Source organism: Rhodobacter sp. (genome assembly GCA_020637515.1).
Taxonomy (GTDB): domain Bacteria; phylum Pseudomonadota; class Alphaproteobacteria; order Rhodobacterales; family Rhodobacteraceae; genus Pararhodobacter.
Map to the genome: position 1 here is coordinate 1,734,346 of JACKKG010000001.1, position 22,776 is coordinate 1,757,121.

General features: G+C 68.9%; 20 protein-coding genes. 9 read left to right on the forward strand and 11 right to left on the reverse strand.

The window, feature by feature from the left end; genetic code table 11:
* Position 1: 1 nt before the first annotated feature.
* The 3 genes from H6900_08460 to H6900_08470 form a co-directional block, all read right to left on the reverse strand.
* Positions 2 to 811 (reverse strand): S49 family peptidase, encoded by an 810-nt coding sequence (locus H6900_08460; GenBank protein ID MCC0073308.1) that lies wholly within the window; start codon positions 809 to 811, stop codon positions 2 to 4.
* Between the two features lie 64 nt (positions 812 to 875).
* Positions 876 to 1,484 (reverse strand): hypothetical protein, encoded by a 609-nt coding sequence (locus tag H6900_08465; protein MCC0073309.1) that lies wholly within the window; start codon positions 1,482 to 1,484, stop codon positions 876 to 878.
* A 63-nt stretch (positions 1,485 to 1,547) separates the two neighbouring features.
* Entirely contained in the window at positions 1,548 to 2,495 is a 948-nt protein-coding gene (locus H6900_08470; protein ID MCC0073310.1) for an aspartate carbamoyltransferase catalytic subunit, read from the reverse strand.
* Between the two features lie 126 nt (positions 2,496 to 2,621).
* Here H6900_08470 and H6900_08475 point away from each other — a divergent pair, with 126 nt between their 5' ends.
* From H6900_08475 to H6900_08500, 6 genes are all read left to right on the forward strand, one after another.
* Positions 2,622 to 3,770: an iron-containing alcohol dehydrogenase gene (locus H6900_08475; GenBank protein ID MCC0073311.1), complete on the forward strand. Its 1,149-nt coding sequence runs from the start codon at positions 2,622 to 2,624 to the stop codon at positions 3,768 to 3,770.
* A gap of 125 nt (positions 3,771 to 3,895) precedes the next feature.
* Complete coding sequence (locus H6900_08480; GenBank protein MCC0073312.1) at positions 3,896 to 5,548, forward strand: amidohydrolase; 1,653 nt, start codon at positions 3,896 to 3,898, stop codon at positions 5,546 to 5,548.
* Positions 5,545 to 6,630, forward strand: coding sequence for an ABC transporter ATP-binding protein (locus H6900_08485; GenBank protein MCC0073313.1), 1,086 nt, complete (start codon positions 5,545 to 5,547; stop codon positions 6,628 to 6,630). The genes H6900_08480 and H6900_08485 overlap by 4 nt, the downstream gene beginning before the upstream one ends.
* A 3-nt stretch (positions 6,631 to 6,633) precedes the next feature.
* Positions 6,634 to 7,575, forward strand: coding sequence for an ABC transporter permease (locus H6900_08490; protein MCC0073314.1), 942 nt, complete (start codon positions 6,634 to 6,636; stop codon positions 7,573 to 7,575).
* Positions 7,568 to 8,368: an ABC transporter permease gene (locus H6900_08495; GenBank protein MCC0073315.1), complete on the forward strand. Its 801-nt coding sequence runs from the start codon at positions 7,568 to 7,570 to the stop codon at positions 8,366 to 8,368. The genes H6900_08490 and H6900_08495 overlap by 8 nt, the downstream gene beginning before the upstream one ends.
* 31 nt (positions 8,369 to 8,399) lie before the next feature.
* Positions 8,400 to 9,431: an extracellular solute-binding protein gene (locus H6900_08500; protein ID MCC0073316.1), complete on the forward strand. Its 1,032-nt coding sequence runs from the start codon at positions 8,400 to 8,402 to the stop codon at positions 9,429 to 9,431.
* A gap of 66 nt (positions 9,432 to 9,497) precedes the next feature.
* On the opposite strand, the gene H6900_08505 is transcribed toward H6900_08500, so the two are convergent.
* The gene (locus H6900_08505; protein ID MCC0073317.1) at positions 9,498 to 10,253 is read right to left on the reverse strand and encodes a universal stress protein; all 756 of its coding nucleotides are present in this window, start codon (positions 10,251 to 10,253) and stop codon (positions 9,498 to 9,500) included.
* Between the two features lie 12 nt (positions 10,254 to 10,265).
* Positions 10,266 to 11,273 (reverse strand): Hint domain-containing protein, encoded by a 1,008-nt coding sequence (locus H6900_08510; GenBank protein MCC0073318.1) that lies wholly within the window; start codon positions 11,271 to 11,273, stop codon positions 10,266 to 10,268.
* A gap of 124 nt (positions 11,274 to 11,397) precedes the next feature.
* On the opposite strand from H6900_08510, the gene H6900_08515 reads away from it, so the two are divergent.
* The gene (locus tag H6900_08515; GenBank protein MCC0073319.1) at positions 11,398 to 12,177 is read left to right on the forward strand and encodes an SDR family oxidoreductase; all 780 of its coding nucleotides are present in this window, start codon (positions 11,398 to 11,400) and stop codon (positions 12,175 to 12,177) included.
* A gap of 70 nt (positions 12,178 to 12,247) precedes the next feature.
* Here H6900_08515 and H6900_08520 read toward each other — a convergent pair whose 3' ends face one another.
* The 4 genes from H6900_08520 to gatC form a co-directional block, all read right to left on the reverse strand.
* The gene (locus tag H6900_08520) at positions 12,248 to 12,898 is read right to left on the reverse strand and encodes an N-acetylmuramoyl-L-alanine amidase (protein MCC0073320.1); all 651 of its coding nucleotides are present in this window, start codon (positions 12,896 to 12,898) and stop codon (positions 12,248 to 12,250) included.
* A gap of 1 nt (position 12,899) precedes the next feature.
* Positions 12,900 to 13,691: a hypothetical protein gene (locus tag H6900_08525; GenBank protein ID MCC0073321.1), complete on the reverse strand. Its 792-nt coding sequence runs from the start codon at positions 13,689 to 13,691 to the stop codon at positions 12,900 to 12,902.
* Between the two features lie 126 nt (positions 13,692 to 13,817).
* Positions 13,818 to 15,302, reverse strand: coding sequence for an Asp-tRNA(Asn)/Glu-tRNA(Gln) amidotransferase subunit GatA (gene gatA / locus H6900_08530; protein MCC0073322.1), 1,485 nt, complete (start codon positions 15,300 to 15,302; stop codon positions 13,818 to 13,820).
* A complete protein-coding gene (gene gatC / locus H6900_08535) occupies positions 15,299 to 15,589 on the reverse strand; it encodes an Asp-tRNA(Asn)/Glu-tRNA(Gln) amidotransferase subunit GatC (GenBank protein MCC0073323.1) in 291 nt (96 codons plus the stop codon). The genes gatA and gatC overlap by 4 nt, the downstream gene beginning before the upstream one ends.
* 295 nt (positions 15,590 to 15,884) lie before the next feature.
* Between gatC and H6900_08540 the strand changes: the two genes are divergently transcribed.
* Together H6900_08540 and serS are read left to right on the forward strand one after the other, a co-directional pair.
* A complete protein-coding gene (locus H6900_08540; protein ID MCC0073324.1) occupies positions 15,885 to 16,379 on the forward strand; it encodes a hypothetical protein in 495 nt (164 codons plus the stop codon).
* Positions 16,380 to 16,469: 90 nt separating this feature from the next.
* Positions 16,470 to 17,762, forward strand: a complete 1,293-nt coding sequence (serS, locus tag H6900_08545) for a serine--tRNA ligase (GenBank protein MCC0073325.1) — start codon at positions 16,470 to 16,472, stop codon at positions 17,760 to 17,762.
* A 49-nt stretch (positions 17,763 to 17,811) separates the two neighbouring features.
* Here the strand turns inward: serS and H6900_08550 are convergent, their stop codons facing one another.
* Positions 17,812 to 21,528: an efflux RND transporter permease subunit gene (locus tag H6900_08550; GenBank protein MCC0073326.1), complete on the reverse strand. Its 3,717-nt coding sequence runs from the start codon at positions 21,526 to 21,528 to the stop codon at positions 17,812 to 17,814.
* A gap of 3 nt (positions 21,529 to 21,531) precedes the next feature.
* On the reverse strand, positions 21,532 to 22,680 hold the full coding sequence (locus H6900_08555; GenBank protein ID MCC0073327.1) for an efflux RND transporter periplasmic adaptor subunit: 1,149 nt from the start codon (positions 22,678 to 22,680) through the stop codon (positions 21,532 to 21,534).
* Between the last annotated feature and the right edge of the window lie 96 nt (positions 22,681 to 22,776).

Below are 22,776 nucleotides of genomic sequence, written 5' to 3' on the forward strand. Positions count from 1 at the left end.
GTCACAATCCCAACCGGGCCCAGAGCGCCGCTTCCTCGACGCCGGCGAGGGCGTCCTGGGCCAGCGACAGGCCCAGCCGCGACCACAGCGGCCGGCGCGTGCCAAAGCTGCGAAAGCGAACCCGCTTGCCGTAGCGGGCCTTCAGCACCGGGGTGGCGTGGCCGATCCCGTCGGCCAGGCCCAGCCGGACGGCCTCGTCCCCCAGCCAGAAGCGGCCGTCGAACAGATCGGTCCCGGTGGACAGGGCGCCGCCGCGCCGGTCGGTCACGTGGTCGATGAACACGCGGTGCATCTGTTCGAGCAGCGCCTCGAGCCGCGCGACGTCCTCGGGGGTTTCCGGGCGGAACGGGTCGAGCTGGCTTTTCGACTGCCCGGCGGTATGCACGCGCCGTTCGACCCCCAGCTTCTCGATCGCGCCGCTCAGTCCGAACCCGGCCGAGATCACGCCGATCGATCCCAGGATCGACGCGCGGTCGCAATGGATGTCGTCGGCGGCGCTGGCGATCCAGTAACCGCCCGAGGCGGCGGCGTCCTCGACAAAGGCGTGGACCGGGACGCCGGTTTCCTCGGCCAGGCGGCGGATGCGGGCGCCGATCAGCGCCGACTGCACCGGCGAGCCACCCGGCGAGTTGACGATCAACGCCACCGCCTTTGGCCGGCCGGTGCGAAAGGCGCGCTCAAGCAGCGGGCCGCAACCGGCGTCCGACAACCGGCCACGCCCGCCTGCGGCGATCATGCCTTGCATGCGGACGACATTCACGCGGGGGGCGCGCCGAAAGGGCCGCGTAAGCAGGGCGAGCGGGTTCATCATGCGCCCGATGTAAGGGGCGCCTCTGGGGGGGGCAAGAGACGGCGCCGGAAAAAGGCCGTGCTTGTCAGCTTTCCGCGTCGCGGTGCTGGACGATCAGCCGATAAACCTGCCGCGCGTCGTCGATCTGGCGGAACCCCACCGGCACGCGGACGGATTGGCGGCGCGCGGTGCCCATGGTCATCCCCGAACTGGAGCGGCGGCGCGTGGTGTAATTGCGGATGTCCTCGGCAAACCAGACCGAACCGGGGGTGCCGTCGTCGAGGCTGGGCGCCACCATGTCGTCGAACCCGATGCGGCGCAGCTTGCGCTTGCCCAGCGTGTCGGTGGCGATATAGGCCGCGCGGTTGCTGAGCGTGTACCAGGTGCGTCGGCGCGCATAGGCATCCCAGAAGATCCGCCCCACCAGCATGTAAAGACCAACCGCGACAAACGGCAGGCCAAACAGGGGGAACAGGCTGCCGATCAGGTCAAACGACGATCCGGAATGCGTCATCCGCGCCATCGTGGCGGCGCCAAAGACCCAGAAAATCGCGAAACCGCCAAAGAACAGGCCGAAAACGCTTTCGAACCGGATCAGGTCGGACCAGAGGATGCCGCCGCGTGGGCGCCCCTGCCACAGCACGCTCTCACCGTCCGCGAAAATGCCTTCCCAGCCTGTCGGGGTGGTCGCCATCAATGCCTCCTGCCAAGTCACGCCTGAAAATCGGCACGATGGTGGCAAGCCGACAGCGGTGGGTCAAGCCGGCGTCGCGTGCCGGTGCGCGAGGTTGCGCGCCAGCAGGTCCATCGCCGCCATGCGCACGGCGACGCCCATTTCCACCTGCTCCTGGATGACCGAGCGGTTGATATCGTCGGCGATGGTGCCGTCGATCTCGACCCCGCGGTTCATGGGGCCCGGGTGCATGACGATGGCGTCGTCCCTGGCAAAGGCCAGCTTTTCCGCGTCCAGGCCGTAGCGGTGATAGTATTCCCTCTCGGACGGGATGAAGCCGCCGTCCATGCGCTCTTTCTGAAGCCGCAGCATCATGACGACATCGGCGCCTTGCAGGCCCTTTTGCATGTCGTCGTAGACCTCGCAGCCGAACTCCTGCACGCCGGCGGGCATCAGCGTCGGGGGGCCGATCAGGCGCACGCGGTTTTCCATCTTGCCCAGCAGGATCAGGTTCGACCGCGCGACCCGGCTGTGGGCGATGTCGCCGCAGATCGCCACCGTCAGGCGGTGCAGGCGGCCCTTCTTGCGGCGGATTGTCAGCGCGTCCAGCAGCGCCTGGGTCGGGTGCTCGTGCTTGCCGTCCCCGGCGTTCAGCACGGCGCAGTTGACCTTTTCCGCCAGCAGATTGACCGCGCCGGAATGGGGGTGGCGGACGACCAGCAGATCGGGGTGCATCGCGTTCAGCGTCAGCGCCGTGTCGATCAGCGTCTCGCCCTTTTTCACGCTCGAGGTTTGCATCGCCATGTTCATCACATCCGCGCCCAGACGTTTGCCGGCCAGTTCGAAACTGGCCTGCGTGCGCGTCGAATTCTCGAAGAACATGTTGATCTGGGTCAGGCCCTTCAGCACCTCGCGGTGCTTGTCGCCCGACCTGTTGAGGGTGACGTAATCATCGGCCAGATCGAGGATCGCGGTGATCTCGGACGGGTGCAGGGGCTCGATGCCCAGCAGGTGGCGTTGGGTAAAGGACATGGCGGACCTCTCAGGCCTTTGGCCGGGGTATAGAAAGCGGGGCGGCGCGGGGCAAGGGGAAAGCCCGGCATTGCCCGGCGGGGGGAAAGGTGCTGACATGGGGCGCCGACAACGAAAGGGCTGCCCATGCCACCCAGCGCCACCTGGTCCTATCCCACCGCAATCCGGTTCGGCGCGGGGCGCCTGCAAGAGTTGCCCCAGGCCTGTGCCGCGGCCGGCATCCGGCGGCCCCTGCTGGTCACCGACCGCGGCCTGGCCACGCTGGCGATCACGGCGCGCGCGGCCGCGATCCTCGAGGAAGCGGGGCTGGGCCGCGCCTTGTTCGCCGAGGTCGATCCCAACCCGACCGAGGCCAACCTGAAGGCCGGGCTCGCCGCCTTTCACGCGGGGGACCATGACGGCGTGGTGGCCTTTGGCGGCGGGTCCGGGCTGGATCTGGGCAAGCTGATCGCCTTCATGGCCGGGCAGACGCGACCGGTCTGGGATTTCGCGGATGTGGGCGACTGGTGGACCCGCGCCGACGCGGCCGCGATTCGGCCCATCGTCGCGGTGCCGACCACCGCGGGCACCGGCTCCGAGGTCGGGCGGGCCTCGGTCCTGACGAATGTCGAGACGCATGAAAAGACGATCATCTTCCATCCGCGGCTGTTGCCGTCGGTGGTCATTTCCGACCCTGAGCTGACCATCGGTCTGCCGCCGGCGATCACCGCCGGCACCGGAATGGACGCGTTCGCGCATTGCCTCGAGGCCTATTGCTCGCCGCATTTCCACCCTATGAGCCAGGGCATCGCGCTGGAGGGCATGCGCCTGGTCAACGAGGCGCTGCCACGCGCCCATGCCGACGGTGCCGATCTCGAGGCGCGCGGCCAGATGATGGCGGCGGCGATGATGGGGGCGGTCGCCTTTCAAAAGGGGCTGGGCGCGATCCACGCGATCAGCCATCCGGTCGGCGCGCTTTATGGCACCCATCACGGCACGACCAACGCGGCGGTGATGGTGCCGGTGCTGGACGCCAACCAGCCGGCGATCGCTGACCGGCTGGCGCGCGCGGCCGACTATCTGGGGATCGCGGGCGGGTTCGACGGGTTTCGCGCGCATGTGCGCCAGCGGATCGCGGATCTGGGTCTGCCGCACAATCTGACCGCGCTGGGCATCGCCCACCCCGATCACGACGCCCTTCTGGCCGGCGCGCTCAAGGACCCCTCGACCGCAGGCAATCCGGTGCCGATGACGGCCGCGTTTACCCGCACGCTGATTGCCGCCTGCTTCGACTGACGGGCTGCCGGTTTTTGGTGCAGCCCGGGGTTTTCACGCGGCCTCCGGCACCGCACGGTTGCTATTTGATCAAATAATTGCTCAACTCGACCGAAAGGACATCCTGCATGGGGGTAAGCATGGGGTTGGCGACGCTGATCGTGACCAACGGCAAGGTCCTGACGATGGACGAGGCGCGGCCTCGCGCCGAAGCCGTCGCCCTGCAAGGCGAGCGCGTGCTGGCGGTCGGCACCACGGACGAGATCGCCGCGCTGGCCGGTGCCGGCTGCCGGGTGATCGACGCCGGCGGCGCGACGGTGTTGCCCGGGCTGATCGAAAGTCACCTGCACCTTTTCATGGGCGGCAACGAATTGGGGCATCTGCAATTGCTGCATGTCCAGGGCGCCGAGGCCCTGCGCCAGGCGCTGGGCGCCTTTGCCGCGGCCAACCCCGACGCGCCGATGCTGATGGGCCAGGGGTGTGACTATGCGATTCTGGGCCGCGCCCTGACCCGCCACGATCTGGACGCGATCATCCCCGACCGCCCCGTCCTGTTTACCGCCGCCGACCACCACACCGCCTGGGCCAACACCCGCGCGCTGGAGATGGCGGGCATCCTGCACGGGCGGTCGCTGGGCGTCGGCAACGAGATCGTCCTGGGGGCCGATGGCCTCGCCACCGGCGAGTTGCGCGAATTCGAGGCCTTCGCCCCGGTGCTGGCCCTGACCGGCCAGACGCGGATCGCGGCGGGCATCGCGACGGGCGAGGAACCCGTGCCGGCGCCGGATCATGCCGATCTGATCGCCGATCTCGAACCGATGGAACGCGGCCTGCGGCACTGCGCGCGGCACGGGTTCACCTCGCTCGTGAACATGGACGGCAACCGCTACACGCTGCTGGTGCTGGCCGAACTCAGACGGCAGGGGCGGTTGACCGCGCGGGTGCGGGTGCCGTTCCACTACCGCCCCCACCGCCAGCCCGCCGATCTGGCCGAGGCCACCGCCTTGAGCGCGGAATTCAACGACGACTGGCTGGCGTCGGGGTTCGTCAAACTGTTCATGGACGGGGTCGTGGACAGCGAAACGGCGGCGATGCTGCACGACTATCCCGATCATCCCGGCTGGAAGGGCGATCCGTTGCACACCGCCGAGCGGTTCAACGAGATCGCGATCGAGGCCGACCGGCGCGGCCTTCAGATCGCCGTCCATGCCATCGGTGACGGCGCGGTGCGGCGGGTGCTGGACGGGTATCAGGCGGCGCGGCAGGCGAACGGTCCGCGCGATTCGCGGCACCGGATCGAACATATCGAATTGATCGACCGGGCCGATGTGCCCCGACTGGCGGCGTTGGGGGTGACGGCCTCGATCCAGCCGGTCCACGCGCCCGGGGCGATGGATTTCCCCCTGTTGCCGACCATGAACAAGATTCACCGCGACCGTTGGCGCGACGCCTATCTGTGCCGGGACCTGGCTGCCGCCGGGGCGCGGCTGGCCTTTGCCTCGGACTGGCCGGTGACCGACATCAACCCGTTCCGCGGCATCCAGGCGGCGCTGACCCGCCCGCGCTATGAGGGCGGAACGGACCAGACCCTGGGCCTGCACGACATCCTGGCGGGCTATACCATCGGTGGCGCCTGGGCCGAACACACCGAGGACCGCAAGGGCCGGCTGCGCGCGGGGTATCTGGCCGATCTGGTGATCCTGTCGGGCGACATCGAGGCCACGCCCATCCCCGAAATCGGCGAGATGCGTGCCGCGGTCACCGTCTGCGGCGGTCGCGTCGTCTGGGAGAGCGCATGACCCCGGAAATCGAGATCACCGGCCTGGGAAAGGTCTTTGGTCAGGGCGCCGCCGCCTTTCGCGCCTTGAGCGACATCGACCTGACCATCGGCACGGGCGAATTCTTCACCCTCCTGGGCCCGTCGGGCTGCGGCAAGACCACGCTCTTGCGCATGATCGCCGGGTTCGAGGCCCCGACCTCTGGCAGGTTGCGCATCAACGGCGACGAGATGGCGGGCAAGGGGCCCAACGCGCGCCCGGTGAACACCGTCTTTCAGAACTATGCGCTGTTTCCGCATATGACGGTGGCGCAGAACATCGGCTTTGGCCTGAAGATGCTGGGCCGCCCCCGGGCCGAGGTCGCCGCGACCGTCGCCGAGATGCTGCGTCTGGTGCGGATGGAGCCGATGGCGGGCCGCCGGCCCAGCGAGATCTCGGGCGGGCAGCAACAACGCGTTGCGCTGGCCCGGGCGCTGGCGCCGCGCCCGCGCGTGCTGCTGCTGGACGAACCGCTGAGCGCGCTGGACCTCAAGCTGCGCAAGGAAATGCAAAGCGAACTCAAGCGGTTGCAATCCGAGACCGGGATCACCTTTGTGTTCGTGACGCACGACCAGGAAGAGGCGCTGACGATGTCCGACCGCATCGCGGTGATGAGCGCGGGCCGCATCTTGCAACTGGGCACCCCGCACGACATCTATCACGCGCCCGCCGACCGCTTTGTCGCGGATTTCATCGGCGACACGAATTTCCTGACCCTGACGGTCGTCGCGCTGGGCGACGGACGCGCGACCCTGACCCTGCCGGGTGGCCAGACCGCCGAGGCCCGCCTGCCGGAGGGGCTGGTTCCGGCCTTGGGGCAGTCGGTGACGGCGATCTTGCGTCCCGAACAGGCCACGCTCGCCGATCCGCCCGGCGCGGCGATGACCGCCACCGTCCAGTCGGCGGTCTTTTTCGGCACCGATACCCACCTGCACCTGACGCTGGGCGACGGCCAGCCCTTTGTCTTGCGGCGCCAGAACACCGCCGATCTGCCGGTGCCCGCGCCCGGCAGCACCGTGGGTCTGGCGCTGGGAACCGGCGCGTTGCGCGTGCTGAGGGCGTGAGCGATGCCTGAGCCCGCCGTTCGCGCCGCGCCCCCGGAACCGGCCCCGCCCGCCGAGCGCCACGGCTGGAAATGGCTGCTCAGCGCGCCCGCCTTGCTGGTGCTGGTGTTGGCGGCCTCGGGGCCGCTGCTGATCGTCGCCGTCTATTCCTTCCTCAGCCCTGGCAACATGGGCGGGATCGCCTGGTCGCCCTCGCTCGACGGCTGGTTCAAGGTCTTTTTCAGCCGTGACATCTTTGAGCCAGATCTGGTCAGCTGGAACACCGCCAATCTGACGGTGTTCTGGCGCACGGTCTGGCTGTCGGTCCAGACCACCGCGATCTGTGCGGTGCTGGGCTTTCCGACCGCCTGGTTCATCGCCACCCGCCCGCCACATCGCCGGGCGCTGTGGCTGTTCCTGATCACCATTCCGTTCTGGACCAACCTTCTGATCCGCACCTTTGCGATCCAGGAACTGATCCGCGGCACGGGGATGTTGAACACCGCCCTGCTGGCGCTGCACGTGATCGACGAGCCGTTGCAACTGCTCTATTCCAATGTCGCGATCCTGATGGGCATGGCCTATGTGTTCCTGCCGCTGATGGTGCTGCCGCTCTATGCGGCAATGGACAAGCTGGATTTCCGCCTGGTCGAGGCCGGCTATGACCTTTACGCCAGCCGCTGGCGGGTGCTCTGGCATGTCATTCTGCCGTTGGTGAAACCCGGATTCGTGGCGGGCTCGATCCTGGTCTTCATCCCGTCGATCGGGGCCTATGTCACGCCGCGCGTGCTGGGGGGCGGGCGGACGATGATGCTGGGCAACCTGATCGCGCTGCAATTCGGGCAGGGGCGCAACTGGCCCCTGGGCGCGGCGCTGGCGATGTTGCTGCTGATCCTGGTGACGGTTGCGCTGGTGTTCTATCTGCGCGCGGTCAACACCGATGGCGAGGGGCGGCGGCATGGCTAGACCCTTTGACGTGCGCAGATTGCCCGGTTTCGGCGTGGTCGCGCTGGCGACCTTCGTGCTGCTCTACCTGCCGATTCTGGTTCTGGTGGTGTTTTCCTTCAACGCCGGAACCTCGCAATCGCAATGGGAGGGGTTCTCGCTGCAATGGTATGCGGCGGCCTTTGCCAACCAGCAGGTGCAGGACGTGTCGATCCGCTCGCTCTGGCTGGCGGGGGTGGCGGCGGGGGTGGCGACGGCGCTGGCGGTGCCGGCGGCCCTGGCCACGACCCGCGTCAGCCGCTTTCCGGGGCAGACGATGATCTATGCGCTCATCAACCAGCCGCTGATGGTGCCCGAGATCGTCACCGGCATCGCGCTGCTGATCTGCGTGGCCTGGGTCAAGGTCAACACGGGCTACACCGGGATGGGCTATCTGGTCGCCGCGCATACGGCGTTCTGCATCCCCTTTGCCTATCTGCCGATCCGCGCCCGACTCGAGACCCTGGACCCGACGCTGGAACGCGCCGCCGCCGATCTCTATGCCAGCCCGGTGCAGGCGTTCCGATACATCACCTTGCCGCTGCTGGTGCCGGGCATAGCGGCGGGTTTCATGCTGGGCTTCGTCATTTCGCTGGATACGGTGGTCATCACCGAATTCGTGAAATCCGCCGGGCAGGACACGCTGCCGACCTACATGCTCGGCCAGTTGCGGCGCATCATCACGCCCGAGATGAACGCGATCGCGACCTTGTTCCTGGCGCTGTCACTGGTGTTCGTGACCGCGTTTTTCCTGATTACCCGCAAGCGCGGGTGATCCAATCCAACACCGACAGGGAGACCCAACAATGAAAAGAACGCTGATTTCCACGCTGGCACTGATCGCCGCCTCGGCCACCGCGGCCCAGGCGGACGGGGTGCTGAACATCTACAACTGGGGCAACTACACCAGCCCCGAACTGATCGAACAATTCACCCGCGACACGGGCATCCAGGTCACGATCACCGACTTCGATTCGAACGACACCGCGCTGGCCCGGGTCCGGCAGGGCGGGCACGGGTTCGATATCGTCGTGCCGACGCATTCCTATGTGCAGACCTGGATTCAAGAGGGGCTCTTGCAGCCTCTCGATCCCGCCATCGTCACCGACCGCAACAACATCGCGCCGCAGTGGCGCGACGTCGATTTCGACCCGGGGCGCGAATACACCGTGCCGTGGCAGTGGGGGACGACGGGGATTCTGGTCAACACCTCGGTCTATCACGGTGATATCAACACCGCCGACATCGTCCTGAATCCACCGCCCGAGCTGGACGGCCGCATCAACGTGATCCCCGAGATGTCGGACGTGATGGCGATCGCGATCTATGCGGCGGGCGGCGACAGCGTCTGCACCACGGACATGGACGTGCTGCGCCGCGCGCGCGACACGCTGATGGCGGCAAAGCCGCACTGGCTGTCGATCGACTATGGCACGATCGACAATTACGCCGCCGGTGACATTCTGGCGGGCATCTACTGGAACGGGGCCTCGATGCGGGCGCGGTTGCAGAACGCCGACCTCGCCTATGGCTATCCGGCGACGGGCTATCCGGTGTGGATGGACAACGCCGCCGTTCTGGCCGACGCCCAGAACCCGGAAAACGCGATGATCTTCATCAACTACATCCTGCAACCCGAGCACGCGGCGATGCTGTCGAACTTTGCCCGCTATGCGAACGGCATCACCGGGTCCGAGGAATTCATGGACGAAGGGATGCGCAACGCGCCCGAGATCGTGATCCCGGCCGAGTTGGTGTCGGCGGGGCGTTTCTCGCCGGCCTGCCCGCAAGACGTGCAGGAAATCCGCACCCAGATCTGGACGGAATTGCTGCAATAACACGCCCGACCCGAGGCGACGGGAAAGGGGGCCTCGGCCCCCTTTCTGCTGTCGGCGCCGCGCCGTTCAGGGACCGGGCTTGCTGACCAGCAGGTCGGTCGGCGGCGCGCGCATCAGGTCGCGGGCATAGTTGCCCAACTGGTCGGGACTGCGCCCCGAATGCGCCCCGATCGCCACCAGATCGGCCCCCAGCTCGGCGCTGCGAAACGCCAGCACGGGGTGCACGCCGCCCGGCACGATCTCGGGCGGTTCGGCCAGCGGCGGCAGGCCGGGGCGCGACAGGAAGGCGCTGCAATGGGCCTCGGCGCGGTCCATGGCGGCTTCGAACTCGCGGTTGCCGGGCGCGGCGCGGGCGCCTAGACGCATCTGCAAGGCGTGGATCGCGTGGAATTGCGCGCCGGGGGCGATGCGCGCCGCCATGGCCAGGGCCGCCGCCGACCCGGCCGAGAAATCGGTCGGTGCCAGCACCTGCGCATATTTGCGTTCCGGCGGTTGGTGCGCGATCAGCACGGGGCAGGGCGCGGCCAGCACGATGCGCTCCATCGTCGTCAGCCGCAGAACATCGAGAACGCGCCGTTCCCGGTGCAGCCCCAACACGATCAGCGCCGCGTTTTCCTCGGTCGCCAGGGCGGCGAGGGCGGGCGCGGTTTCGCCGGTCAGCAGGCGGGTGTCGCCGGGTAGGGCCGCGGGGGCCTTGCCGTCGGTGACATGGACGCAGACCAGCCGCGCGCCCAGAACCTCTGCCAGCGCGCGGGCGCGGGCGGCGACATGGGCCGAACGGGCAGACAGGTCGGTCGCGGCGATGACAGAGAGGTCGGGCATGGCGTTCCGGGCTCAAGGACGAAGGGGCAGCCGCGCGCCGGGCCGGTCCGGCAGGCGCGAGACCATCTCGGGGGCCAGATCGGCACCGCTGTGCAGCCGCTGCGACAGGCCGGGAAAGGCCGCGCGCAAGGGGGCGGCCAGATCCTCGGGCAGGCGGGTCAGGACCGAGGGGCAGACCATGAGACTTTCGCACGGGACGCCCTCGGCGTAGATCACCTCGTGCGCGTCGAACACCAACGAGAAATACTCGACATGCCCCCCCTCGCGGCGCAGGATCGCGCTGTCATCAACCAGGTGACGGGCCTGCACCAGCAGCCCGGCCGCACCGGTCAGGTTGCGCGCGTCGCGTCGATAGAGAAACAGGCGGTGATGCGGGCTGACCACCAGCGGGCCGGGGTTTCCCATGACGCCGGGTTGCACCACGACCGGCGCAAAGCCCCCCTCGGCCCTGAGCGTCACCGCCCCCTTCCAGCGCAGCACCTGCGCGCCGTGGTCGCGGGTAACCAGCGCGTCGCCGGGGGCCAGATCCTCGACCGGGCACTGGCGGCCGTCGGCCAATGCCACACGCGTGCCCCGCGCAAAGGCGCCCGCGACCACCGCAGCCAGCCGGATCGGCCCGGGCGTGGGGTCGGTGGCGATCAGCGAATAGACGTGGCGCGTCAGCAGGGGGGACAGCGGCAGCGCCACCCGCGCCGCGCCCAGGTTCACCACCAGAACCTCGACCAGATCGCCGTCGGGCGCCATCAGCGACAGCCGCCCCTCCAGCCGAACCGGATCGCCGGGGTTGCCGCGCTCGGACCCCGGCGCCAGTCGCCCCTCGCCGTCGGGCGAGTCGAGGTCCAGCATCAACGTCAGCGGTGTCGCGCCCTCGGCCAGGCGGTAATAATCACCGCACACGCTGTCGGCGGGCGAGGCCAGCGGATCGCCCGCGTTCGCGCCGGTGTGGACGCGCAGGTCCTCGGCCGGATAGGCCGAAACGGCGTGCGCGGCAGCAGGGGTCGGCGGCAGGGAGGCGGGCATCGGGTGAACTCGGACACTTGGCGCGCGAGTGTAGGGTGCCCCCGGGGCAAAGGTCAATCGCGGCCGCGGATTGCCCAGCGGGTGGGCGGGTGTTACCTCTGTCCGAAAGCACGGGAGAACGCTCATGGATCTGGGTCTCAAGGGGAAACGCGCGCTGGTCTGTGCCTCGTCCAGGGGGTTGGGGCGCGGCTGCGCCGAGGCCCTGGCCGACGCCGGGGTGGACCTGGTCCTGAACGCGCGCGGCGACGCGGCGTTGCAGGCAACCGCCCAGGCGATCCGCGCCGCGCATGGCGTCACGGTCGAGGCCGTCGCAGCCGACATCACGACCGACGAAGGGCGCGCGCGGGTGCTCGAGGTCGCGGGCGCGGTGGATATCCTGGTCACCAACGCCGGCGGACCGCCGCCCGGCCTGTGGACCGACTGGTCGCGCGCGGATTTCATCAAGGCGCTGGATGCCAACATGCTGACGCCGATCGCGCTGATGCAGGCGCTGTTGCCGGGGATGATGGCGCGCGGCTGGGGCCGGGTGGTCAACATCACCAGCCAGGCGGTCAAGGCGCCAATCGGCGTTCTGGGGCTGTCGAACGCCGCGCGCACCGGCTTGACGGGTTTCGTCGCGGGCACCGCGCGGCAGGTCGCGGGCACCGGCGTGACGATCAACAATCTGCTTCCCGGCATCCACGCGACAGACCGGGCCGACGCGCTGGACGGCGGCGTGGCCCGGGCCAAGGGTGTCACCCTCGAGGCGGCGCGGGCCGAGCGGATGGCGACGATTCCAGCCGGGCGCTATGGCACGGCAGCCGAATTCGGCGCGGCCTGCGCCTTTCTGTGCAGCCAGCACGCGGGGTTCATCGTCGGGCAGAACATCCTGTTGGACGGCGGCGGGATCAACACCACGCTCTGAGTCAGGCTGTCACTTATTCGACCTGCCAAAGGCTCGATCCGCTGGCTCGCGCGGCAGTTCTGGTCGAATTTCAATCGTCAGACAATCTGGCGAGGGCATCCGCCAGGGCCCGGTCGCGCCCGTCCTCGGGCCCGGCATGGCCCGGCCGGAACCGCAGCCGGAAGGCCCTGAGGCGCAGATCGGCAGGCGCCGGCGGGTATCCGATCCGGTCGAGCGATGCGGCGAGCGGGGCGTCGGCGTCGCCGGCGGTCTCGGGCCAGATCGCCAGCCCCTGCCGCGCCAGCCGCCGCCAGTCAAAGCGCGGGCCCGGGTCGCTCTTGCGCTGGGGCGCCATGTCGCTGTGCGCGATGACGCCACGCGCCGGGATCGACCAGCGCGACAGGATCCCGGGCAAGAGCGTTTCCAGGCGCGCCATCAGCGGATGCGGGAAGGGACTGCGCCCGTCGTTGTCCAGCTCGATCCCGATCGAGCGCGAGTTGACATCGTCCCGGCCGCGCCAGGCGCCCGCCCCGGCGTGCCAGGCGCGCGCGCCCTCGTCCACCATCTGCCACAGCCTGCCGTCGCGCGCGATCAGGTAATGCGCCGAGACCTCGGCCGCGGGGTCGCACAGGCGCTGAAGCGCGGCCTCGGCGCTGGCCATCTCGGTGAAATGCAGAACCACCAGCTCGGGCCGCAATCCGTCGCGGCGCGGCCCGGCGTTGGGCGAGGGGTGGCGGATCATCTCAACGCTGCGCGGCGGCCTGACGGATCGGCCTCGGGTCCCACCAGCAGGCGTAGCCGTCGCCGTCGGGGTCCAGGTTGTCGGGGTCGCGCTGCGGTCCGCCATTGGACAGGAAGGCCAGCTGCGCCGCGTCCTGGTTGCGGTATTGCAGGCAGGCGTCCTGCCAGCGCGACCAGCGAAGCGGGTTCAGGCGTCGGTAGGTTTCGGTGCCGACCGCGCCGGTGGCGCCAAGCGCATAGGCGATCAGGTTCGGCCCGCCGCTTTCCGACGGAGGCGGCACCGAGGTGACGGTGACGATCTCGGCCGGGGCCGGACCCCGCGCGCCGCCGACCGACCCGGGCGCGACGCGCTGCGAGGCGCCGCCGTGAAAGACGTTCTGATCGCGGATCGAGGAGCGCGGCGCGGTCTCGACCGTCCCGGCGGCGGTGCCGGCAAAGGCGACGGTGGCCGCCGGTTGCGGCGCCGGTTGCGCGGCGGCGGTGCGCATCGGGGCAGCCATGGGGGCCGCGCTGGCCGGGGCCAGGGGTTGCGTTGCGATCGGCGCGACCGCGACGGTGCGCATGGGCGTCACGGCGGGGGTGGGCGTCGCGGCAGGCACAGGCGGCGGCACCGGACGCGCGCGCACCGGTACGGCGTCCAGCGTGCTGGGGGCCTGCGCGGGCATCGCGCCTGGCGGAAGAATGCGTTGCTGGGCCTCGGGCGGCACGGAATAGGGCACGGCCGACTGGCGCGCGGTTTCACGCTGGCGCAGATACTGCTGGTAATCGCCGAACCCGACCCCAGTCTGGGTCATGGACGCATAGGATTCCGGACCCGTGCTACAGGCCGCCAAACCCAACAGGGCCAGCGGTCCCGCCAGTGCCAGTATTCGCATGTCTGCCTCTGCTCGATCTTTTTTCGATCTTGTTAGGCCGACAGGTTACCACCATTTTTGCGGTTTGGAAACAAATCCCGCCGCGTTTTCCAGAACCAGCGCGGTGTTCAGCAGGTCGGCCTCGCCCCAGGGGCGGCCGATCAGTTGCAAGCCCAGCGGCAGGCCCTTGCTGTCCAGCCCGGTCGGCAGGGCGATGCCGGGCAGGCCCGCCAGGTTCACAGTCACGGTGAACACGTCGTTCAGATACATCGCCACCGGGTCCGCATCCGCCATTTCCCCCAGGCCAAAGGCCGAGGACGGGGTGGCCGGCGTCAGGATCGCATCGACGCCGGCGGCAAAGGCCTGGTCGAAATCGCGCTTGATGAGCGCCCGCACGCGGCGCGCCCGGTTGTAATAGGCGTCGTAGAACCCGGCCGACAGCACATAGGTGCCCACCATCACCCGGCGCTGCACCTCGGGGCCGAACCCTTCGGCGCGGGTTTTTTCATACATCTCGACGATGCCGTCGCCCGGGCCCAGCGTGGCGCGATGGCCATAGCGCACGCCGTCATAGCGCGCCAGGTTTGACGAGGCCTCGGCCGGGGCGATGACATAATAGGCGGGCAGCGCGTATTTCGTGTGCGGCAGCGAGATGTCGCGGATCGCCGCGCCGGCGTCCTTCAGCATCCGCGTGCCGTCGGACCACAGCTTTTCGATCTCGGCCGGCATCCCGTCCATGCGGTATTCGCGCGGAATGCCGATGGTCTTGCCGCGGATGTCACCGCTCAACGCGGCCTCGAAATCCGGCACCGCGATGTCGGCGCTGGTCGAATCCCTGGCGTCATGTCCGGCCATCGCGCCCAGCATGATCGCGGCGTCGCGCACCGTCTTGGTCATCGGCCCGGCCTGGTCCAGCGACGAGGCAAAGGCCACGATCCCCCAGCGCGAGCACCGCCCGTAGGTCGGCTTGATGCCCACGGTGCCGGTAAAGGCGGCGGGCTGGCGGATCGAACCGCCGGTGTCGGTGCCGGTCGCGCCCAGGCACAGGTCGGCGGCAACCGCCGCGGCCGACCCGCCCGAGGACCCGCCCGGCGTCAGCGGCGTGTCGTCGTTGCCGCGCCGCCAGGGGTTCACCGCGTTGCCGTAGCACGAGGATTCGTTGGACGAACCCATCGCGAACTCATCCATGTTCAGCTTGCCCAGCATCACCGCGCCCGCGTCGCGCAACTGCGCCGAGACCGTGGATTCATACTCGGGCCGGAAGCCTTTCAGGATGTTCGAGGCAGCCTGCGAGGGCACGCCCTCGGTGCAGAACAGGTCCTTGATGCCGACCGGGATGCCGCACATCGCCGGGGCGTCGCCCGCCGCAATCCGCGCGTCGGCGGCCGCCGCGCGCTTCAGCGCGATCTCGGGCGTCTTGTGCACGAAGGCGTTCAGCGCACCGGCACCGTCGATCGCCGACAGGCACGCCTGCGTCAATTCGACCGAGGTCACGTCGCGCGCGCGCAGGCGGTCGCGGGCTTCGGCGATGGTCAGGGTGTTCAGGCTCATTCGACCACCTTCGGCACGGCAAAGAAACCCTCGCGGGCATCGGGGGCGTTGGACAGGATCTTTGCCTGCATGTCGCCGTCGGTCACACTGTCCTGCCGGCGCTTCAGGCGCATCGGGGTGACCGATGTCATCGGTTCGATCCCGTCCACGTTCACCTCGTTCAGTTGTTCCATGAACGTCAGGATGCCCGAGAGCTGCTCGGCCAGTTGCGGCAGGGTTTCGTCAGGCACGCGGATGCGGGCGAGTTTCGCCACCCGGCGCGCGGTCTCGATGTCGATGGTGGACATGGCTCTCTCCGGCAGGGATCGCAAGCGGTTTAGCCGCAGGGAGGCATGGGCGCAAGTCGGGCAGACGGGGTTTGATGATCCCTTGACGCTGCTCTGTCAGGATCGGTTGCAACCGGCGGCGACTGTCCAGAACCGCCGGCATCGCCTTTGCCCCGCGTGGCCGACCGCGCAGGCAGGGCGACGGCACCCCCGGGGCAATGGTTCCTCAAAACTGCGCCCCGGGGGCACAACCGGGTGGGCGGTGCCGCAGACCTGCGCGCCGGCTGCCCCCTTGGCCCAGGAACAGGAGCACGACATGCGCAATCTACCCTTGTCCGGTCTTGCCGCGGCCGCCCTCGTGGCGCTGGGCGCGACGCCTTCGGCGGCTTTCAACGGCGTCTTTCAGGGCGGCGGCACCATATCGGGGTTCTCGCCGGCCTGCGTCAACGTGGGCTGGACCCGCAACGCCGATGCCTATTCCGTCCGCTTCGAACCGGCCGGGCTGGGCTCGAGCGGGGCGGATGCGACGCTCTATTTCCTGAGCGACTATCATGCCTTTGGCTTTTCCCGGCCCGGCGGCGATTTCACGACAAGCTGGCAGACCGTCGATGCTGCTCAGCTTTTCAGCCATCCGTGGTTTCGCGGCCATGCCGAAGGGCAGGCGACCGAACTGCGACTGACCTCGATCTATCCGGCGGTCCTGGACGACACGACCGCCCGCCCCGTGCGCATTCGCGGGCAGGTGCGCCACTTTGGCGGCGTGGCATGGTGTCGGATCGACTTCGACGTCATCGTTCAGCAACGATACTGAGCGCGCGCGGCGCCGGCCGGGGTGCCGGCACCTCTTTTCCCGCGCGGCGCTTTGGTGCATACCTTGGGCCGTTCAAGCCCGAGGACCCCCATGCACGACATCCGCGCCATCCGCGAGAACCCCGAAGCCTTTGACGCCGCGCTGGCGCGCCGGGGGCTGGCCCCCATGGCGGCGACGCTGCTGGCGCTGGACGAGGGGCGGCGCGCCCGCATCCTGGCCGCCGAGACCGCGCAGGCCGATCAGAACCGCGCCTCGAAAGAGGTGGGCGCGGCCAAGGCGCGCGGCGACGACGCCGAATTCGAACGCCTGCGCGCGCTGGTGGCCGAGAAAAAGGCCGAGGTCGCGGCGATGAATGCCGAGGCCGGCGAGGAGGTCGCGCGCCTGAACGCCCTGCTGGCCGAGATCCCGAACCTGCCGCTGGATTCGGTGCCCTTTGGCAAGGACGAGACCGAGAATGTCGAGATCCGCCGCTGGGGCACGCCGCGCGCGCTGGCGTTCCGGCCGCTGGAACATTTCGACATTCCGGCGGTGAAGCCGGGTCTCGATCTGGCGATGGCGGCGAAACTGTCGGGCAGTCGCTTCATGGTGCTGAAGGGCGCCGTGGCGCGCGTGCACCGGGCGCTGGCGCAATTCATGGTCGATACCCACACCACCGAACACGGCCTGACCGAGACCTGGACCCCCGTTCTGGTCAAGGACGAGGCGATGTTCGGCACCGGCAATCTGCCGAAGTTCGCGGAAGACAGCTATCAGACGACCAACGGCTGGTGGCTGATCCCGACCTCCGAAGTGACCATGACCAACTTTGCGGCGGGCGAGATCTACGATGCCGCCGATCTGCCGCTGCGGATGACAGCGCACACCCATTGCTTCCGCTCGGAAGCGGGCAGCGCCGGCAAGGATACCACCGGCATCCTGCGCCAGCACCAGTTCGAAAAGGTCGAGATGGTGACGCTGTGCCACCCCGACCAGGCCCTGGCCGAGCACGAGCGCATGACATCCTGCGCGCAGGCGATCCTGGAAAAGCTGGGCCTGCCCTATCGCACGGTCGTGCTGTGCACCGGCGACATGGGCTTTGGCAGCCAGAAGACGCATGACATCGAGGTCTGGCTGCCCGGCCAGAACACCTATCGCGAGATTTCCTCGTGTTCGACCTGCGGCCAGTTCCAGGCGCGGCGGATGAACGCGCGTTTCCGCCCCGAGGCCGGCGGCAAGCCCGAGTTCATCGCAACGCTCAACGGCTCGGGGCTGGCGGTGGGGCGGTGCCTGATCGCGGTGCTGGAGAACGGCCAGCAAGCCGACGGTTCTGTGATCCTGCCCGAGGCGCTGCACCCCTGGCTGGGCGGCAAGACCCGCATCACGCCCGAGGGCGCGCTGGTCTGATCCTTGTCCCCGGATCGCAAAGGGCCGCCCGGTCGGGGCGGCCCTTCGTTCATTCCGCGGCGTGAGGCCTGGGCCGTGACGGCGTGGCGGCGGCGGGGGGCGCGGGTTCGGCGGTCGCGGGCTCCTCGGTCAGCGGGGCCGCGGTCGGGTCCCAGATGATCTCGGCATGGCGCACACGGCCCGACCGGCGATTCAGCGCCCGGTCCGCCCGGGCCTGACCGCCCAGCAGCGCGCGCAGTCCCGGCACGATCGCGGCCAGCCCGCTTTCGATCCAGATGCGCGCCGCCAGCAGCGCAGGGGTCAGCACCAGCGTCAGCACCGTCGAGACCCCCAGCCCGAAGACCACCGCCGTCGCCAGCGGTTTCCACCACATCGAGGTCGGACTATCGAGCGTGTAGCCCCCGTTCATGAAGTCGATGTTGAGACCCAGCATCATCGGCATCAGTCCCGCCATGGTGGTGATCGTGGTCAGCATCACCGGCCGCAGGCGCTGTTCGGCGGTGCGCACGATGGCCTCGATCCGGGGCATGTAGCGGATGAACTCCTGATAGGTGTCGATCAGCACGATGTTGTTGTTGACCACGATCCCGGCCAGGGCGACGACCCCGGTGCCGGTCATGATCATCGAGAACTGCTGCCCCATCACCAGCATCCCGATCAGCACGCCGGCAGTGGACAGGACCACCGCCAGCAACACCAGGACGGCGTTGTAAAAGCTGTTGAACTGCGCCAGCAGGATCACGAACATCAGCCCCATCGCGGCGCCGAAGGCCACGCCCAGGAAGGCGCCGGTTTCCTCCTGGTCCTGCTGTTCGCCGGTCCATTGCCAGCCGACGCCGGCGGGCAGGGGGGATTCCTGCTCAAGCCATCGGGTCAGCGCGGCAATCCGTTCGCTCGGCGTAACGGCAACCAGTTGCTGGCCCGCGTCGGCGATCTCGGCGCGCAGGGCGCGGGCGGCCTCGGCGGCGCGGGTGTCGTCGGGGTGCATCCGCGCATCGATCGCGGCGCGCGGCACCAGCCGGTCCACGCTGCCGTCGGCGTTTGTGACGGCCATCAGATCGGGCAGGGCGTCGGCCTTGACGTCGAAATAGCGCTGCTCGCCGTAGCGGTCGATGGTGCCGCGCAGCGCCACCGGCTGGCGACTGACGAAATTCGACAGCGGCACCTGGCCAAAGCGCGTCGGCACGCGCATCGTGTCCAGCGTCGCCAGCAGGCGGTCGTTCTCGGGCAGGCGCACGCGGATCTCGATCTCCTCGTCCGAGGTATCGACGCGCATCGTGTCCAGCATGATGCCGCGCGTGACCAGTTGCACCAGCCCTCCCACGGTCGCCACATCGGCGCCGAAGCGGCCGGCGGCGGCGGTGTCCACGCGGATTTCCCAGTTGACGCCGGGCAGCGGGCGGCTGTCCTCGATCCCGGTGATGCCGCCGATGGCGTGCATCCGGGCCGCGACGATGTCCACCGCCTGGCCCAGCGTGTCGAAATCGGACCCAGTCAGCCGCAGGTGGATCGGTTTCGACGAGGCCGGTCCGCCCGACATGATCATGTATTCGGTGACGATGCCTGGGATCTCGCGGAAACGGGCCTCCATCCGGTCGAGGATGACCTGCCCGCGCAGATCGGGGCGGCCGTCGCGTTCGGTCCAGTTGAGCAGTTCGAACTGGATCTGGCCGATCGAATCGCGAGGCGCCTGTCCGCCGGCCGTGTTCTGGTTCAGCCCGCCCGACCCGGCGAAGGCAAAGCTCGCCGCGACGCCGGGTTCCTCAAGCACGATCTGTTCGGCCTGCTGCACCAGCGCGTCCTTTTCCGCCAGCGACAGGTTGCCCCGCGCGCGGACGTAGACGATGCCCTGCTCGGGCTCGGTATCCACGAAAAAGGTCGTGCCGTAGTTGTTCTCGCCGTAATAGACAAAGACCTGCCAGACGGCGAAGACGATCACCCCGGTTGTGACGAAGGGCATCACCGGATTGGCGACGATGGCCTTGGTCAGCCAGCCGAACCAGGTGCGCCGATAGCCTGCGTGGATCGGGCGCGGCTTGCCCAGGGGTTTCAGCGCATTGAGCGCGATGGACAGCCCCATCGCCCCCAGGCCGGTCAGCACCGCGCCCGGCAGCAGCGCCAGCGCACCCATCTGCGCCGCCGCCTGCGCGTCGGGGATCAGCGTGGCCGGGTTCAGCATTCCGCGCAGCCCCAGCAGCGCCGCGCCCAGGGCCAGGGCCAGCACCGGCAGTCGCGCCAGCCAGGGCAGGCGGCGCAGGGCCCGGGCGATCCGGTCGAAGCTGCGCGCGATGCGTCCGGTGACGCCGCCCAGGATCGGCAGGAAGATCAGCGCCACGATCAGCGACGAGGACAGCACGAAGATCAGCGTGATCGGCAGCATCCCCATGAATTCGCCCGCGACGCCGGGCCAGAACAGCATCGGCAGGAACGCGCAGAGCGTCGTCGCGGTCGAGGACACGACCGGCCAGAACATGCGCTTGGCGGCGGCGGTATAGGCGGCCATCGGGCCCTTGCCCTCGGCGATCTGGCTGTCGGCGTATTCGGCGACGACGATCGCGCCATCGACCAGCATCCCGACGGCCAGGATCAATCCGAACATGACGATGTTCGAGATCGTCACCCCCATGATGCCCAGCAGGATGAACGACAGCAGGAACGACGACGGGATCGAAAAGCCGACCAGCAGCGCGGTGCGGGTGCCCAGGCTGGCCAGCACCACGATCATCACCAGCGCGATCGCGGTCAGCACCGACCCTTCGAGCTGCGAGATCATCGAAGCGACCTGATAGCTGCGGTCCAGCGCGGTGGTGACATGCACCGCGTCGCGCATTGCGTCCGGCCAGGTCGCGACCTCGGCGTCGATGGCGGCGCGGACTTCCTCGACCGTGCCGATCAGGTTGAAGCCCTTGCGCTTGACCACCTGCAAGGCCAGCGTCGGCAGGCCCTGGAAGCGCGCGGTGCCCGCGCGGTCCTGGAACGTCATGTGGATCGTCGCCAGGTCGCCCAGGGTGACCACGCGGTCGCCGTTCACCTTGATCGGCAGCTCGTAGATATCCTGCGCGCTTTCGAAGCTGCCGGGCAGCGACAGCGAGAAACGGCCAGTCTCGCTTTCGATGTCGCCCGCCGCGACGAGCTGGTTGTTCATCGTCACCGCGTTGATGAGCTCCATCGCCGAGACGTTGTAAGCCTCGAGTCGCAGGGGGTCGATGACGACCTCGACCATCTCGTCGCGGGTGCCCGAGACATTGGCGCTGAGCACCGCGTCCACGCCCTCGATGGCGCGTTCCAGGTCACGCGCGGCGCTGAGCAGGGTGCGTTCCGGCACGTCGCCCGAGACGGCGACAAAGACGATGGGAAACTGGCTGAAGTTGAATTCGTTGATCGTGTAATTGTCCGCGCCTTCCGGGAAATTGGCGGCGGCGCGGCTCATGCGGTCGCGCACATCGGCGATGGTCGCGGTCTTGTCCCAGTCGAATTCGAATTGCAGCACGATGCTGGCATAGCCCTGATAGGCGGTCGCCTGCATGTCGGTCAGACCGGTCAGGCCTGAAAGCTCCTGCTCCATCGGGCGGATCAGCAGCGTTTCCGCGTCCGAGGCCGAGATGCCCGGAAACGGCACCGAGATGAACAGCGCCGGCACCTCGATGTCGGGCTCGCCCTCTTTCGGCAGGCCGGTATAGGCGAGCAGCCCGGCGGCCAGCGTCATGACGACGAAGGCCAGCACCATCCGAGCGCGTTGCGCGGCCCAGTCGATCATGCCCTGCATGGATTACTCCTGTTCGCGGCGCGTGACGCGCACCGCGATGCCGTCGGTGACGTATTCCTGCCCCACCACGATCACGTCGGCGACCGTCGGCAGGCCCGAAACCCAGAACCCTTGCGGCGCATCGCGCAGCACGGTGACGGGCTGGAAAAAGGTGTGGTCGGTGTCGTCCACCAGACGCAGGCCCAGCGTGCCGTCGTCGTTCAGCGTCAGCGCCGAACCCGGCACCAGATGGCCGCGCGTCGCGGTGGCGGCGACCAGCATGTCGGCGCTGAGCCCGTCGCGGATCGCCAGATCGGTGTTCGGCACCGTTACCTCGACCCGAAAGGTGCGCGTCGCGGCATCGGCGGAACGCGCCAGAAAGGTGACGCGGCCCGTCACCTGCATGCCGTTCGACAGGCGCGCACCGGCCAGCGCCCCTTCGGCCAGCCGGTCCACCTGCGATTCGGCGGCGAAGCCGACGATCAGCATCGGATCGAGACGAATCACCGTGGCGCAAAGCCCGCCCGACGCCATCAGCGAGCCGCGCTCGGCCGAGTTCGCCTCGAGCACCCCGGCGAAGGGGGCGGTGATCGTCAGGCGCGCCAGTTCCGTGCGCGCGGCTTCGATCCCGGCGCTGGCGGCCTCGACCCCGGCGCGCGCGCTTTCCACCGCGGCGTCGGCCGAGGCGGTGCTGTTCTGCGCGCGGTAACCTTCCTGCGACAGGCGGGTGACGGTCTGCTGTTCGATGGTGGCCGCGTCCAGCCTGGCGCGCGCCTCGGTGAGGCGGGCCTCGGCCTCGGCCAGCATGGCGTTGCGGGTGCCCGGGTCCAGTTCGCACAGCACCTCGCCGGCGCTGACCAGACTGCCGCGCAGCCGCGGCTCGGACACCACCAGGCCGCCGGTCTGGGCGCGCACCTCGACCTGACGCGAGGCGGCGGTGCGCCCGCGCAGGACCACGGCGCTGTCCAGGTCGCGTTCCTCGATGCGCTGCACGACCACGGCAAAGGGCGCGTCCTCGGCCGGCGCCGTGACCGCAGCCGCGGCGGTTTCGGCGGCGGTGTCCGCGCTGGCGGGTTCGACCCCGGCCAGGGCCATCAGCGACCCGCGTTCCATCACGAAGAGATAGAGGAACGCCAGCACCAGCGCGGCGGTCAGTGGGGGCACGATACGCATTGCGGCACCTGTTCCTGTCTGTCGCCCGGGCCGGGCCGTGGGCATACCATCACGTCCGATCCCGCAAGGTCACGGCGAATTGACAGGCAGATAGGC